Source organism: Psychrobacillus sp. FSL H8-0487, assembly GCF_038008385.1.
In the GTDB taxonomy this organism is placed as follows: Bacteria; Bacillota; Bacilli; order Bacillales_A; family Planococcaceae; genus Psychrobacillus; species Psychrobacillus psychrotolerans.
In genome coordinates this window covers 1,181,980-1,196,063 of sequence record NZ_JBBOZA010000001.1, presented here as the reverse complement: position 1 = coordinate 1,196,063, position 14,084 = coordinate 1,181,980, and the positions used below count along the sequence as shown (strand labels likewise).

Here is a 14,084-nt window from a genome sequence, read left to right as displayed (position 1 = left end):
TTATTCTCTCCCTTTCAAAATCATTTCAATGACAGCCATGCGAACAAAAACACCATTTTCCATTTGTTTAAAGATTCTTGAACGATTACATTCAACTAATTCAGTGGCTATTTCCACATCTCTGTTAAATGGTGCTGGATGCATGATAATTGCACTTTTGTTCATTTTTTTCTCTCGTTCTAGTGTGAGACCATACGCTTGGTGATATTGCTCTTTAGAAAATATTGTCTTCCCATCATGTCTTTCGTGTTGAACACGAAGCATCATGAGAACATCACTATCTTCTATTACCTCGTCGAAATTATTAAATGCTTCGAATTCTCCTTGCCATTCTGGTGGACATACAAATCGGACTTGTGCGCCTAGTCTTGTAAGTGCATCTGCATTTGATCTGGCAACACGACTATGGCTAATATCCCCAACAATTGTTATTACTTTATTTTGCAAGGTCCCAAACTCTTGCCAAATAGTATAAATGTCCAAAAGGCTTTGCGTCGGATGATTTCCTGTACCGTCTCCCCCGTTAATAATTACAGGTTTTACTTTTCCAACGAGTTCCTCAAAATAATTATTTTGTTCATGCCTAATTACTAATACATCTAGACCGATAGATTCTAAAACTTTTACTGTGTCATAAAGTGTTTCCCCTTTAAGGGTGCTTGAGAATCCAGCATCGAATGGAAGGACCTCTAAATTTAGCTTTCTTTCTGCCATTTCAAAACTCATCTTCGTTCTGGTACTAGGCTCAAAAAATAGGTTTGAAACCATGTAATTATTCCTCAAGGTTGAGGAAGTACCATCATGAAACGCTTTTGTTTGATTTAATATGGAAAGTATTTGATCTGTCGATAATTCTTTCATTGATACCAAATTTTTCATTTAACATCTACCTTTCTTTCTCACCAAGCATTTTTTGATAATATCCAAATAATAGGAAAACCTCCTCGAAAAAGTCTCGAGAAGGTTCGTTTAAGCATAGACAAGTAGCAGGATCATATGAAATATCCCAACTTGCTATCCGAACCTTTTGCTGACTCACTGTTCAACTTCTTAAAAGGCCAATTATTTAGTTTGATATAAATCCGTACTTTCTGCTTGCTTTCTTCCAGGTAGGATGAGATTTAGTATAACTCCGATAATTGCTGCTAAAGCCATACCCTCAATGCTAAGTGCTTCCGTAACGATGAATTTTGCTCCTCCAATTCCTATTACGAGAATGACGGATGCAATAACTAAGTTTCGACTATTGCCGAAATCTACTTTTGCATCAACTAACATCCGTAAACCACTTGCTGCAATTATCCCAAATAACAGAATAGATACGCCACCTAGGACTGCTGTTGGTATCGTTGATATAACTGCCATCGCTTTTCCAAAGAATGATAGTAGAATTGCCACAACAGCAGCACCCAATATCACATAGACACTATAAATACGAGTGATGGCTAAAACTCCAATGTTCTCCCCGTAGGTAGTTTTAGGTGGACCACCGATAAGTGCACTTACTAAAGTACCTAAGCCATCACCTAATAATGACCTATGCAGCCCTGGTTCTTTTATGTAGTCTCTCTCTACAACTTTTCCTAATACGAGCTGATGTCCAATATGCTCGGATATAGTAACGATGACGATTGGCACCATTACTAGTAAAATATTCGTAGTAATGACAAAGTCATAATGTACCCCAGGTAGCATAAAGTCTGGTGAAGCAAATAATTTTGCTTCTTTAATTGGGGCAAAGTCAACAATCCCAATAATAATGGAATATATATAACCCACCACTAAACCTATTAAGATTGGCATTGTACTAATAATATTTTTAAAGAAAACCGTACAGATAATTGCCGTAAACAATGTCACTAATGCCGCTGAGAAATGTAAGAAGCTATATTCTTTTAAGCCTGAATCTGCATTTGTTATATTCATCGCCATATCCACTGCCACACCAGATAGTCCTAATCCAATGACCATGATGACTGGTCCAACAACGATTGCTGGTAACAGCTTCATAATCCACTTATAGCCACTTTTCCAAATTACGAGCGACACAATTCCGTAAACCAATCCTACGAAAACCGCACCGATCATTGCATTACCCGGATTAATAGCTTCCCCCGCTTCATTCAAGCCATTTACTGCCACAAGAATTGGTGCGATGAATGCGAACGACGATCCTAAATATGCCGGCACTTGAAATTTAGTTACGAGTAAGAAGATTATTGTTGCAATCCCACTTGTTAATAATGCAATTGCAGGACTCAAACCTACTAGTTGCGGTACCAAAATAGTCGATCCGAACATTGCAAACATATGTTGAAAACTTAAAGTGATGAGCTGTCCACTTGATGGCTTATCATTTACATCTAAAATGGCATTTGACATGAATTTTCCCTACCTTTTAAATAGATTCTTATTCGTAAATGGATACTGCATCTACCTCGTCTGTTTCCGTTACTTTGACGACAATTCTCTCCCCACTAGAAGTGGGTATATTTTTGCCAACATAATCTGCTCTAATAGGTAGCTCGCGGTGCCCTCTATCGATTAATACCGCTAACTGTATTTGAGCTGGTCTTCCAAGATCCATAACTGCATCCATTGCCGCTCGTACTGTTCGACCTGTGTACAAAACATCATCCACTAGAATAACTTTTTTATCTTTCACATCATGCGTAATATCCACTTGCTGTACTAAAGGTTCATCGGTATTATTTTTTAACGATAAGTCATCTCTATAAAGTGTAATATCGAGCTCTCCTGTTTTTATCGGCTTGCCCTCAATTACCTCGATCCGATCTGCTAAACGTTTCGCTAAAAACGCTCCTCTAGTTTTAATGCCCACTAGAATACACTCATCAATCCCTTTGTTACGTTCAATAATTTCATGTGCAATTCTTGTGAGTGCTCGATTTATCGCTTTCTCATCTAGAATATTTGCTTTTTCTCCCATTTCCTTCTCATCTCCTTTGAACAAAATAAAAAACCTTCTAGACTCGAGAGCCTAGAAGGTTGTAAATGCGTTATTAAGTAGAGTGATTCCTAAAAATCCGCAGATTGATAGTGAGTCACGTTCACATGTACCTTCTCAGCCTCTCTGGACTGTTATTAAAGGTGAAGCTATATAGTTTTTAAATTACTAGCAAGTAAATGTTTGCTTGTTTTTAGTATAGAGTACTATTCCTCATTAATCAACGTTTGATTTTTTAAATTTTGTATCAAATTAGTAAAATCATCTGGAAGTGGGTATGAGAACTCTAAGTATTCTCCCGTTTTCGGGTGAATGAAACCTAATAATCCTGCATGTAAAACTTGTCCATCAAAGTTAATCGTTTTCTTCGGACCATATTTTGGATCTCCAGCAAGTGGGTAACCAATATATTTCATATGCACACGAATTTGATGAGTACGTCCAGTTTCTAATTGGCATTCAACTAACGTAAATTTATCAAATCTATCTAATACGCGGAAATGTGTAACAGCATGTTTGCCGTTATCCACTACTGCCATATTTTGTCTTTCTCTTTTATCTCGAGCGATAGGTGCATCTATTGTCCCTTTATCATGCGCTATTCGGCCGTGCACAATTGCTGTGTATTTACGAGTAACTGTTTTCTTAACCAGTTGATCTACTAAAGAGACATGTGCAACATCATTTTTAGCTACCATCAGTAAACCTGTTGTATCTTTGTCAATACGATGCACAATTCCAGGTCGCATAACTCCGTTAATACCCGACAAATCTTTAATCTGATGCATTAAACCGTTAACGAGGGTCCCAGTTGTATGCCCTGGTGCAGGGTGTACTACCATTCCACGAGGTTTATAAACTACTACGACATCCGCATCTTCATAAATAATTTCTAAATTTAGGTTTTCTGCTTGGATATCCAGTGGTATAGCATCGGGAGGTGTTACGACAATAACATCTCCTACTTTCACTTTATAATTGGACTTGGCTGGTTCATTGTTTACAGTAACATGTCCATCTTTTATAAAGTTTTGGATCTGCGTACGTGACCAATCTGATTCAAAAGATGCCACTGCTTTATCAATACGCTCTTTTGCTTGTTCATTTTCAATAATAAATGTTAAATCTTCCATTACTTCACCTTTTTCTTTTCAGCTCGTTCTTCCTGAAATACAAATATTATTATAATTATAACTCCGATAGTTAGTGCAGCATCCGCCACATTAAAAATAGGAAAATCATAATTGATAATAGGTATTAAAACATCGACGAAATCTACTACTTCGCCTCTCCAAAGTCGGTCAATAAAGTTCCCAATTGCTCCACCAAGCAGTAACATCAAACCGACTTGAAACATCGGTTTTCCTTTTGCTTCTTTATGGAAGTAATAGATAATTCCAATGATAACAATGATAGTGACTATGGTAAAGAATCCTATTTTTCCTTGCAGAATGCCCCAGGCTGCTCCTTTATTTCTATGAGAAAGTAGCGCTAGGTAAGGGTCCCACAAAATAATTCGTTCACCAAGTGACATATTCTTAACGACAAGCCATTTGGTCCATTGATCTAACGCAATGAAAAAAGCAGCTAGTCCATAAAATTTCCACACATTATTTCCCCCACATAACAAATTCTTTACAGTAAAAAATTGAACACTCTCCACTTAGTTTAACACAGAACCATACAATTCGTAAAAGAGCAGAGAAATTTCAATATAGAAAATGTTCTTCAGCTTATGAGGAGTATTTATATTATGCACTAGATCGGCTGTATTATAGACTTCCATTACAGTTATGAGGTATATTGTTGAATTTAAGGGCTCTCTTCATTAAAACGAAATATTTAAAAATGTGGCCCTATATAAAATAGGACCACATTTCTTCGTACTATTTACTTCACAACCTCTGCGCAACGTGCACATAATGTTGGGTGTGCTTCTACTGTTCCCACTGTTTCGGAAATTGTCCAGCAACGCTCACATTTTTCACCATCTGCTTTTTCTACTACAACGGAAGCATGTTCTAATGCCAAGCTGTTAGCAGGTGCGTCAGAAGGAGCCCCGCCTAATTCAAACTTAGAAACGATAAACAATTGAGCAAAGTCGATCGCATCTGTTTCAAATAATTCTTTATAGTCATCATTTACATATAGAGCTACTTTAGCTTCTAATGATTTACCAATAGTTTTTGCATTACGTGCTTCTTCTAATGCTTTTAGAACATCATCACGTAATTCCATAATTTTATCCCACTTAGCTGCTAACTCTTTAAATTCAGGATAATTAACGGCTTCTGGCATATCTGTTAATTGAATACTTTCTGCTGTTTCATGCTCTAAGTAAGCCCAAAGCTCATCTGTTGTATGAGGCAGAATAGGTGTTAATAGTTTTAATAGCGCTAGTAGCGTATCATACATAACTGTTTGCATTGCACGACGATCTGGGTGATCCTCCCCATAGATATACACAACATCTTTTGCAATGTCTAAGTAGAATGAACTTAGCTCACTTGATACAAAATTATTAATCGTATGATATACACTTGCGAAATCATAGCGATCATATGCCGCTCTTACTGTAGAAATTACTTCTTGAAGTTTCATATACATATATTGATCGACTTCACGTAGATCTTTAAATTCCACACGATTATTAACCGGATGGAAATCACTGATATTACCATGCAAGAATCGGAAAGTATTACGAATTTTACGATATACTTCGGATACTTGTTTGAAAATCGCATCAGAAACACGTACATCTGCTGTATAATCCACGGAAGCTACCCATAAACGTACAATGTCCGCACCTAACTGATTGATCACTTTGGAAGGAACGATAACGTTACCTAAGGATTTACTCATTTTACGACCATTGCCATCTAATGTGAAACCATGGCTTAACAATCCTTTATAAGGAGCATGACCAAACATAGCAGTACTTGTGATTAGAGAAGAGTTAAACCAACCACGATACTGATCTGATCCCTCTAGGTATAAGTCAGCTGGGAATACTAAATCATCCCGTTCTTCTAGAACACCTTGATGAGATGAACCCGAATCAAACCATACATCCATAATATCTGTTTCTTTTGTAAAGATACCATTTGGACTACCAATATGAGTGAATCCTTCAGGTAATAATTCCTTCGCTTCTCTTTCAAACCAAATATTCGATCCGTGCTCTCGGAATAGTTTAGAAACATGTGAAATCGTCTCTTCTGTCAGGATTGGTTCTCCATCTTCCCCATAAAATACCGGAATTGGAACCCCCCATACACGTTGTCGAGAAATACACCAGTCTCCACGATCACGAATCATGTTAAATAGACGAGTCTCTCCCCATGCAGGAGTAAATTTTGTATCTCGAATTGCTTGTAGTAATTCATCTCTAAATGCCTCAATTGAAGCAAACCATTGAGCGGTAGCACGATAAATAACTGGTTTTTTTGTACGCCAGTCATGTGGATATGAATGCGTAAAGAATGTAAGTTTCTCAAGTGCACCAGCAGCTTCTAGAGCTTCTGTAATTGCTTTGTTAGATGTATCATAAAATAATCCCTCAAAACCTGGTGCTTCAGCAGTCATAACACCGCGGTCATCCACTGGACAAAGGACATCTAATCCATAAGCTTTACCAACATAAAAGTCATCTTCCCCGTGACCAGGCGCTGTATGAACACAACCAGTACCAGATTCAGTTGTTACATGCTCTCCAAGAATGATAAGAGAATCACGATCGTATAATGGATGTTTTGCAACTAAGCGATCCATTTCTTGACCTAATAGTGTACGCTCTACTGTATATTCTTCCCAGCCTAATTCTTCTGCAACAGCTTTTACTAGATCTAATGCAACTACAAACTTAGAACCCTTCGTTTCGACAACTGCATACTCCACTTTTGGATGTAAAGAAATAGCTAAGTTCGCAGGAATAGTCCAAGGTGTTGTAGTCCAAATGATAAACTTTGTTCCTTCTTCAAGAACTCCTTTACCTTCCGTTACCTTAAAGCTTACATAGATAGATGGTGATTTTTTATCTTGGTATTCAATTTCAGCTTCTGCTAATGCTGATTCACTTGAAGGTGACCAGTAAACAGGCTTTAATCCTTTATAAATGTATCCTTTTTTAGCCATTGCACCGAATACTTCGATTTGACGTGATTCAAAATCAGGAGTCAATGTAACATATGGATTTTCCCAGTCACCACGAACACCCAGACGTTTGAACTGCGAGCGTTGATTATCAATTTGTTGATAAGCATACTCTTCACATAGCTTTCTAAACTCTGCTAAAGACAGTTCTTTACGTTTCACACCTTTATTTGTTAATGCTTGCTCGATTGGAAGACCATGTGTATCCCAACCTGGAACATACGGTGCGTGGAAACCTGTCATAGACTTATGACGGACAATCATATCTTTCAATACTTTGTTTAATGCGTGACCCATATGAAGATCACCATTTGCGTACGGTGGTCCATCATGCAGTACAAAAAATGGTCGATCTTTTGTATGATCCTGTACTTTTTTATAGATATCCTGCTCTGCCCATTTTGCTTGGATTTCTAACTCTTTCACCGGTAAGTTTCCACGCATTGGGAAAGCTGTCTTAGGCATTAATAACGTATCTTTGTATTCCATCTTATTACCTCCTAATTAGTAAAAACGTAAAAATTGTATTAATCTACACGTAAACAAAAAAACTCCACATCCCAAAAAGGGACGAGGAGTTATGCTCGCGGTACCACCCTACTTGCGATTTCTCAAAAAATCGCCGCTTAGAATGCCATAACGGGGCACTAACCGAAGACACTTACTAAAAAGTTCAGTGCCCTTGCTCCAAAGTGATAATCTAAAGAGTTTATATTCCTGAGCTCTCACCATCCTCAGGTCGCTTTATCAAAAACAAATTTAGACGTCTTTTTCTACGCATATTATATGATATGAAATTATTATAGGTAAAGTATGGCGATGAGTCAAGAAATGTTAATCTTCTGTTACAGATAGTCGATCAATTACTTCTGTATCCACATCATATTGCATTAAATGATTCCAATCATCAGTATTGATCAAGTCTAACTGTGCTTCTACTAACATTTTAAAGCGATTGCGGAAAACTTTTGATTGTTTCTTTAGATCCTCTATTTCCATCGCAATTCTTCTAGCTTTCGTTAAAGCTTCATTAACGATTCGGTCAGCATTTTTCTCTGCCTCTTTCACAATTAGCTTCGCTTCTTTTTGTGAATTGCGACGGACTTCTTCTGCAGCCTCCTGAGCAACGACAATGGATTTATGTAGTGTTTCTTCAATCGAAGTAAAATGACCAACCTGTTCGCTTGATGTTTTAAGCTTTGTTTCTAATTCTTTTTTTTCTTTCGTCAAAATTTCAAGGTCCTTCATTATTTGGTCAAGGAATTCATTTACTTCATCTTCATTGTACCCTCTAAATCCTTTACTAAATTCCTTGTTATGTATATCAAGTGGTGTTAGTGGCATTTTAACATCTCCTTCACTTTACTAAACTTGTATTCTTTCTCCCATTATACATTTCTACGAGATTGAATACATCTATATTTGAAATATTCTTATAAAAATTAATTTTTTAGTTCTAATCTACCTATTTGTAATCGAATTTTATCTTTTTTTGTCCTGCCTTCCATCATGATTAATTTCACTCTTCCATGTCCTCTTATAGAAATGAGATCGAGTTCTTGTAATTCAAGGGATACTTGATCTTTCTCGGACCAGTTCACTTTCACTTTCCCACTTTGAATAAGAGATGCAGACTTTTGACGAGAAATATTAAAAATTGAGGCAATTACAGTGTCTAAACGGAGTGAGCTTACCGTTAAGGTTTCAGTCATCCATTCCTCCTGTTGAACAAAATAGTCTTGTGGATTTCCTACATCATCGATATGAACTTTCACTTTTCCAATAGATGTAAAATTAGCTCGGACATAATCCAGTACCTCTAAAGCTACCACGAACTGAATGGCACCATCTTGTACACGTATATCTCCAAATTTACTCCGATCAATTCCTAAGGACATCATCGAACCAAGCACGTCCTTATGTTTTAACGTTACAAATTTAGTAGGGTAATGGACCTCAACTACTCTCATAGAGAAATCAATTTCCGATGGCACATAATAGGATGGAAACAATAGAACTCTTCTTCTCTCCGCATCCTCTAATGCACCTTCAGCGCTAGAACCAATATCTTCATATTGTCTACGAATCGAGTCTACTATAAATTGCTGCCTAGGATCTAGAAAGTCCGTTAACTTAGGTGCATATCGGTCCTCTACTTCCCGCATCATACTTACAACCTGCTCAATAAAAGGCTGTTCTTCTTTTCTAAAATGTTGCAATACATTTTCCATTATAATATTTCCCTTTCAATTATAGTAAAAAACCCCACGGAAGTGAGGTTAGAGAACTATATTAGCTATATAATATATACCCGTCATTGCTAGGTTTAATACAAAAATTGCAACGATTGGTGAAATATCAATCATTCCTAGTGGTGGAATAATTTTTCTAAACGGTTCTAAGTATGGTTCACAAATTCTACCTAAAAACTTCCCGAAACTCGATTGTTGAATGCTAGGTACCCAAGACATTAAAATATATGCAATTAATGCATACGAATAAATTCGAACACCTAAACTTAATAAAGTTAAAACTAATGCCATAGTATAATTACTCCTCTGTTAATCTAGGTCGTTATAGTAATAATCCGATATTGCTCCATCGACTTCTACTGAATCGGGTGCACAAAGGAATATATCCGTACCTATTCTTTGTATATCTCCACCTAAAGCGTACACTGTTCCACTTAAAAAGTCGATAATTCGAATTCCTTGTTCCTTGTCAATACGTTGCAAATTTACAATCACTGCTTTTTTACTTTTTAAGTGTTCAGATATATCTTGTGCTTCTGCATATACTCTTGGCTCTATTAATATTACTTTGGAAGACTTTTGGACATTTTGAATACTAACAAGATTAGGAGTATTTATTTCCTTAGGCGTGGTATTGAATTTACGTTCTTTAGGTACTGACTTTGCTGTTTGTTGCTTTATATTGTTATCTGACGTTTTTTGTTGTTGAGGTCTTGACTGCTGCGTTTCTGATGCTTCCTCTTCTTCATCTAAGTAAAAGAAATTTTTCATCCAGTTTTTCATGCTATTCAATACCCTCCTTCTCTTTTCCAACCAATGCTGTTCCAATTCTTATAAAGGTAGCACCTTCTTCTATTGCTATTTCATAGTCTCCAGACATTCCCATGGAAAGTTCTGTACAAGGTGCGTTAACTATTTGTTTAGCTGCTATTTTACTTTGAAGTTGCTTCAATTTTTGAAAAACATTTCGGATGATTGTGTCATCTTCTGTATTAGGAGCCATCGTCATAAGTCCAATAACACGAATTTTTTCATGGTTGTGGAGTTGATCTATAAATGCTTCTACTTCATCATAAGGAAGACCATGCTTTGACTCTTCTTGCGATACGTTTACTTGTACAAAACAATCCTTCGTAGAGGTAGCTCTTTTCTCAATTTCATCTGCAAGGCTCATCCGATCCAATGAATGCAGGTATTTTATATGATTAATTACTGATTTCACTTTTCTTGTTTGAAGTGACCCTATGTAATGCCATTGAACATCACTAGAAATGGCATCTAACTTCTTCTTTAAACCCTCTGGTCTATTTTCACCCAAATGCATAACACGATTCTCGATTACTTCATTTGTTCGATTAACAGAAACTTCCTTTGTAACTGCAATTAGAGTTATATCTTCTAACTTTCTATTTGCTCGATTGCTAGCACTTTGCATACGTTGTTGAATTTGTTCTAAATTTTGTTTTACATTTGTCATTCGAAACCCAACTTTTCATCAATTGTTTATATTTATTGTATCAATGAAAAGTTGTTTTATCAATGAAGAACATTGTAAGACTATATTTTTGAGACAATTATAACATCTTTTCCAATTATCGCTATATTTTGTACTGCTATTTTCTTCGTTTCTCTTTTTTTATTAAAAAAAGTTGGATAAGCGCCATTTTCCTCTACTATAAATGAAATAATAAAACCAGTGTCTTTATCAATTTCTGCATCCACAATATAGCCTAATAATTGACCACTTTTCGCTTCTATTACTTCTTTTTGCTGTGCATCTGAAAATTTCATCACTAACCCCCTTTATTTAGTATATGAACGAAATAGGAAAAAAACCCATTCCATTATGATGAAACCTTTGTTTGGATTTACTCATAAGGGAACTCTTTTACTAGCTTTGTTAGGATGAATACACACTTTCAACAACATGCTTTCGTCAAAGTTTTACACGCAAACCGGGAAATATTAACCCAGGGACTTGCAAAACGTATTAACTATTGTCGTTTTCTAAATTTATGAAACAGAAAAACGTTTTTTTCTATAAAGAAAAAAACGTCTGTCTTTGGTGAAGTAATATTATGGATTCAATTGACTTTGAATAGTTGATAAAGCACTCTTTTCCAATCGAGATATCTGCGCTTGTGATAGCCCTAAGTCCATCGCTATTTCTGTTTGCGTTGCACCATAGTAAATTCTCTTCGTTAATATTTTCTTTTGTCTTGTATCTAGCTTCTGAAAACTTTCTTTCACAGTAAAATAAGTGACCCATTGATCTTCCGATACATCATTGTCGCATAATTGGTCCATCATATAAATAGCATCGCCACCGTCACTGAATATCGGTTCTTGCAAAGACACTGGATCCTGAATGGCATCTAAAGCAATTAAAATATCTTCCACCGGAATATCTAGCTCTTTGGATAAATCATCCAAGGTTGGCTCTTGTAAATGCTCGTTTATAAACTGTTCCTTTGCTTTCATAGCTTTATATGCAATATCTCTCAAAGATCTTGATACTCGTACTGAATGGTGATCACGTAAATGTCTTTTTATTTCTCCAATAATCATAGGAACTGCATACGTAGAAAAACGGACGTTATGCTTTAGATCGAAGTTCTCAATAGACTTGATGAGTCCAATACAACCAACTTGAAACAGATCATCAGCTTGCTCTCCCCTGTAAGCAAACCTTTGTACTAGACTTAAAACTAACCTTAAATTACACATTACTAGTTCGTCTTTAACAGATTCTTCACCAGCTTGTAATCGGATAAATAATTCTTTCATTTCTTCATGCTTAAGTAAAGGAAGCTTAGATGTATCAATGCCGCATAATTCAACTTTTGTTCTCGTCATAGATCTTCCTCCGGACTTTTTAATTGTTCTAAGTCAGTTTGTCCGGTATAGGTAAGATTATTCTTTATGATACTATCCAATTTCAACCATTAAGCAATAGGTTCGTTTAAGAGCTCCTTTAAATCCAATATTATTTTCTTTTCTAATCGGGATATATATGATTGTGAAATACCTAAATGATCAGCAACTTCTTTTTGAGTCATTTCTTCCTTGCCGTTTAACCCAAACCGACATTGCATTATATATTTTTCTCTATTTCCAAGTAAATTTATTGCTTCGAACACATGTTGGCGCTCTAGTTTTTTTTCCACATCTTCAATGATTAAATCTTCACTAGTCCCTAAAATATCTGATAATAATAGTTCATTGCCATCTGAATCCGAATTTAAAGGTTCATCAAAAGAAACCTCTGACTTCATACGGTTCGTCTTTCGTAAATGCATTAAAATTTCGTTCTCTATACATCTAGATGCATAAGTGGCAAGCTTGATACCTTTATCTAGATTAAATGTTTCTACTGCCTTTATAAGACCTATAGAACCAATACTTATAAGATCTTCTATATTTGTATTTGTTTGATCAAATCTTCTCGCAATATAAACAACTAACCTTAAGTTTCTTTCAATTAGTACATCTCTTGCATGATCATCGCCATCCATAAATGCGAGTAACATTTCTCTTTCTTCTTCTCTCGATAATGGTTTAGGTAATGATTCATTGCCTCCAATATAATGTACACTTTTTCGTCTAAAAGATAGTACCCAATAATAAACTTTACGGAACCATTTCATCAGCATTAGCCTACACTCCTTTTCTTCAAGTGAAAATATGAGGAACTTTGCAGTATTCCATCCGCCTCATGTGGAAACTTTTCTTTTGCTTTCGTCATCACAATATATCCTTTAGGTAACGGTTGACCGTCAACCAACCACTGATCATACTTGATACCAATAACCCATGTTTTATGTTTTTGTATCGTTGCAATTGGTATTAATCGTAATTTGCTAACATACTCTTTTGGTATCTTATCCAAACTAGCACTTCCCTCAAACTCCCATTCACTAATTGCTTTAAATAACTCATATGGTAATATCTCTTGCAACATTTCTGCCGCTACAAAGTGAACAGGATCATTGGATAATGGTTCTGTACACACATTTCCCGAATCTATAAAAAGGGTTAATTCTTGAGAAACTCCAAATAACGTAACGTTGGATGAATATAATAGCTCTCTTTCGGAATTTGCTATATTTAAATGCAATACATTTTTTGTCAAAAAATATAAACCACCAGTCGCTATTAAGGCAAAATTAATAATCATAAACAAATTACCACTATTGTCATACAAAGGTGCGATAGCTGTAAGCAATCCTCCAGCAAAGACACTAGCAAGTAATGTTAATATAATTGCTTTAATTATCTGTGAACGTTTTTTCCAAAAAGCGATTGAAATCATTACAAAAAACGATAAAAATATTGCGAATAAAGAATGAGAGAAAACGACTGTAATTACTCCAGCTGTTAGAGCAGAAAGAAATAAATACCTTTTCTGATTTTCAATCCACCCAATTTTATTGGCAAATGCTAAAACGGTGTAATTGAAAAAAGTATTGGTTACAATCATTACTTCCGCATACATAACTTCCCTCCTTTTGATTAAAGCTTAGCATCTAAAGTGTAAGAAATTTGTCAAAAGACCGTTCAAAAACGTTCTTTTTTTACGACATAATAATAACTAGGAAAAATTTTGATTTAACAAAAAGTCGTGTAAAGTTTATATCCTCCATCTTTGTAATGCATAAGAAAAACCGGGCAAAAGATACACGGTCCTTAAGGTAAAAACCTGTTTCTATCGT

Annotated in this window: 15 protein-coding genes and 1 other annotated feature; all 15 genes read right to left on the bottom strand. The window is 35.8% G+C overall.

The features are described from left to right. Positions 1-879, bottom strand: coding sequence for an aspartate carbamoyltransferase catalytic subunit (locus MHI47_RS05670; protein ID WP_093535280.1), 879 nt, complete (start codon positions 877-879; stop codon positions 1-3). 183 nt (positions 880-1,062) lie between these two features. Next, complete coding sequence (locus tag MHI47_RS05665; protein ID WP_340829977.1) at positions 1,063-2,382, bottom strand: solute carrier family 23 protein; 1,320 nt, start codon at positions 2,380-2,382, stop codon at positions 1,063-1,065. A 28-nt stretch (positions 2,383-2,410) separates the two neighbouring features. Continuing rightward, on the bottom strand, positions 2,411-2,950 hold the full coding sequence (pyrR, locus tag MHI47_RS05660; protein WP_093535739.1) for a bifunctional pyr operon transcriptional regulator/uracil phosphoribosyltransferase PyrR: 540 nt from the start codon (positions 2,948-2,950) through the stop codon (positions 2,411-2,413). Positions 2,951-3,174: 224 nt separating this feature from the next. Further along, positions 3,175-4,101, bottom strand: a complete 927-nt coding sequence (locus MHI47_RS05655; protein WP_093535284.1) for an RluA family pseudouridine synthase — start codon at positions 4,099-4,101, stop codon at positions 3,175-3,177. Continuing rightward, complete coding sequence (gene lspA / locus MHI47_RS05650) at positions 4,101-4,577, bottom strand: signal peptidase II (protein ID WP_093535286.1); 477 nt, start codon at positions 4,575-4,577, stop codon at positions 4,101-4,103. The genes MHI47_RS05655 and lspA overlap by 1 nt, the downstream gene beginning before the upstream one ends. 281 nt (positions 4,578-4,858) lie before the next feature. Next, positions 4,859-7,609: an isoleucine--tRNA ligase gene (ileS, locus tag MHI47_RS05645; protein ID WP_340829976.1), complete on the bottom strand. Its 2,751-nt coding sequence runs from the start codon at positions 7,607-7,609 to the stop codon at positions 4,859-4,861. A 74-nt stretch (positions 7,610-7,683) separates the two neighbouring features. Next, positions 7,684-7,905, bottom strand: a binding site (T-box leader). A 49-nt stretch (positions 7,906-7,954) separates the two neighbouring features. Then, positions 7,955-8,464, bottom strand: coding sequence for a DivIVA domain-containing protein (locus MHI47_RS05640; protein WP_093535290.1), 510 nt, complete (start codon positions 8,462-8,464; stop codon positions 7,955-7,957). Positions 8,465-8,562: 98 nt separating this feature from the next. Then, positions 8,563-9,351 (bottom strand): YlmH family RNA-binding protein, encoded by a 789-nt coding sequence (locus tag MHI47_RS05635; RefSeq protein WP_093535292.1) that lies wholly within the window; start codon positions 9,349-9,351, stop codon positions 8,563-8,565. A gap of 48 nt (positions 9,352-9,399) precedes the next feature. Further along, entirely contained in the window at positions 9,400-9,663 is a 264-nt protein-coding gene (locus MHI47_RS05630; protein ID WP_093535294.1) for a YggT family protein, read from the bottom strand. 18 nt (positions 9,664-9,681) lie between these two features. Beyond that, a complete protein-coding gene (locus MHI47_RS05625) occupies positions 9,682-10,155 on the bottom strand; it encodes a cell division protein SepF (RefSeq protein WP_093535296.1) in 474 nt (157 codons plus the stop codon). Between the two features lies 1 nt (position 10,156). After that, positions 10,157-10,849: a YggS family pyridoxal phosphate-dependent enzyme gene (locus tag MHI47_RS05620; protein ID WP_093535298.1), complete on the bottom strand. Its 693-nt coding sequence runs from the start codon at positions 10,847-10,849 to the stop codon at positions 10,157-10,159. An 80-nt stretch (positions 10,850-10,929) separates the two neighbouring features. Continuing rightward, positions 10,930-11,163 (bottom strand): YlmC/YmxH family sporulation protein, encoded by a 234-nt coding sequence (locus MHI47_RS05615; RefSeq protein ID WP_093535300.1) that lies wholly within the window; start codon positions 11,161-11,163, stop codon positions 10,930-10,932. Between the two features lie 285 nt (positions 11,164-11,448). Continuing rightward, entirely contained in the window at positions 11,449-12,228 is a 780-nt protein-coding gene (gene sigG / locus MHI47_RS05610) for an RNA polymerase sporulation sigma factor SigG (RefSeq protein WP_093535302.1), read from the bottom strand. Positions 12,229-12,317: 89 nt separating this feature from the next. Then, entirely contained in the window at positions 12,318-13,025 is a 708-nt protein-coding gene (sigE, locus tag MHI47_RS05605; protein WP_093535304.1) for an RNA polymerase sporulation sigma factor SigE, read from the bottom strand. Further along, a complete protein-coding gene (locus tag MHI47_RS05600; RefSeq protein WP_093535306.1) occupies positions 13,025-13,867 on the bottom strand; it encodes a sigma-E processing peptidase SpoIIGA in 843 nt (280 codons plus the stop codon). Before MHI47_RS05600 ends, sigE begins: the two co-directional genes overlap by 1 nt. Positions 13,868-14,084 lie beyond the last annotated feature (217 nt).

Bases quoted from the DNA above. Each gene is read 5' to 3' on its own strand.
- MHI47_RS05670 (WP_093535280.1), bottom strand. From the start codon at position 879: ATGAAAAATTTGGTATCAATGAAAGAATTATCGACAGATCAAATACTT.
- MHI47_RS05665 (WP_340829977.1), bottom strand. From the start codon at position 2,382: ATGTCAAATGCCATTTTAGATGTAAATGATAAGCCATCAAGTGGACAG.
- pyrR (WP_093535739.1), bottom strand. From the start codon at position 2,950: ATGGGAGAAAAAGCAAATATTCTAGATGAGAAAGCGATAAATCGAGCA.
- MHI47_RS05655 (WP_093535284.1), bottom strand. From the start codon at position 4,101: ATGGAAGATTTAACATTTATTATTGAAAATGAACAAGCAAAAGAGCGT.
- ileS (WP_340829976.1), bottom strand. From the start codon at position 7,609: ATGGAATACAAAGATACGTTATTAATGCCTAAGACAGCTTTCCCAATG.
- MHI47_RS05640 (WP_093535290.1), bottom strand. From the start codon at position 8,464: ATGCCACTAACACCACTTGATATACATAACAAGGAATTTAGTAAAGGA.
- MHI47_RS05635 (WP_093535292.1), bottom strand. From the start codon at position 9,351: ATGGAAAATGTATTGCAACATTTTAGAAAAGAAGAACAGCCTTTTATT.
- MHI47_RS05630 (WP_093535294.1), bottom strand. From the start codon at position 9,663: ATGGCATTAGTTTTAACTTTATTAAGTTTAGGTGTTCGAATTTATTCG.
- MHI47_RS05625 (WP_093535296.1), bottom strand. From the start codon at position 10,155: ATGAAAAACTGGATGAAAAATTTCTTTTACTTAGATGAAGAAGAGGAA.
- MHI47_RS05620 (WP_093535298.1), bottom strand. From the start codon at position 10,849: ATGACAAATGTAAAACAAAATTTAGAACAAATTCAACAACGTATGCAA.
- MHI47_RS05615 (WP_093535300.1), bottom strand. From the start codon at position 11,163: ATGAAATTTTCAGATGCACAGCAAAAAGAAGTAATAGAAGCGAAAAGT.
- sigG (WP_093535302.1), bottom strand. From the start codon at position 12,228: ATGACGAGAACAAAAGTTGAATTATGCGGCATTGATACATCTAAGCTT.
- sigE (WP_093535304.1), bottom strand. From the start codon at position 13,025: ATGCTGATGAAATGGTTCCGTAAAGTTTATTATTGGGTACTATCTTTT.
- MHI47_RS05600 (WP_093535306.1), bottom strand. From the start codon at position 13,867: ATGTATGCGGAAGTAATGATTGTAACCAATACTTTTTTCAATTACACC.